The organism is Anaerotignum faecicola (assembly GCA_024460105.1).
In the GTDB taxonomy this organism is placed as follows: Bacteria; Bacillota; Clostridia; order Lachnospirales; family Anaerotignaceae; genus JANFXS01.
This window is the reverse complement of sequence record JANFXS010000089.1, coordinates 1-572: the sequence shown is the minus strand read 5'-3', so window position 1 is coordinate 572 and position 572 is coordinate 1. Positions and strand designations below refer to the sequence as shown.

At 53.1% G+C, this 572-nt stretch carries 1 protein-coding gene; it reads right to left on the bottom strand.

Translation table 11 applies throughout. From position 1 onward, the window contains the following. Window positions 1-46 precede the first annotated feature (46 nt). On the bottom strand, window positions 47-572 hold a 526-nt coding region (locus tag NE664_12900), incomplete at its 5' end, for a nucleotidyltransferase family protein (protein MCQ4727532.1).

The following is a 572-nucleotide window of genomic DNA, read 5'->3' as shown; positions in this document are numbered from 1 at the left end:
CCGTCGTTTATGATTATGGAACTGGATGATCAGGGAAAGGCACATTTTACCTTAAACTTTCTGGAGCCGCAGTACCATTAGAGGCTTTGGAAACCAGTGCCAGTACTTTTTTATAGTCCTCCGGCGTGTCCATATCGATGATACAGGTCTCATCTTCTGCGGAGAAATACTCCGCCCCGCCGTTAAACGGTGTCAGCGCCCCCTTGAGTCCCGCGCCGCCCTGATAAGAGAGAATCCCAGGAATGCAGGCAGACGAAATAACCGGAGGATGGCCCTTGCGCATGGAGAAAGAGGGATACAGGACGAGGGGCTCCGAACGCTGAAATTCTTCTATCAGATCTGCAATCAGTTTACGCGTTACCAGCGGGTAGTCTACCGGCAGAATCAGAAATGCCGATACGTCCCGGTCAAGAGCCAGAATCCCGGCCTTTACGGAGGTGAACATCCCTTCCGCAAAGGCCGGATTTCTGACTGTGTCTGCATGGCAGCCGGATAAATGCGCTTCTACTTCCTCTCCGCGGTAACCGGTTACCACGATGGTCCGGTCGGTCAGCCCATGAAGGATATCAGCC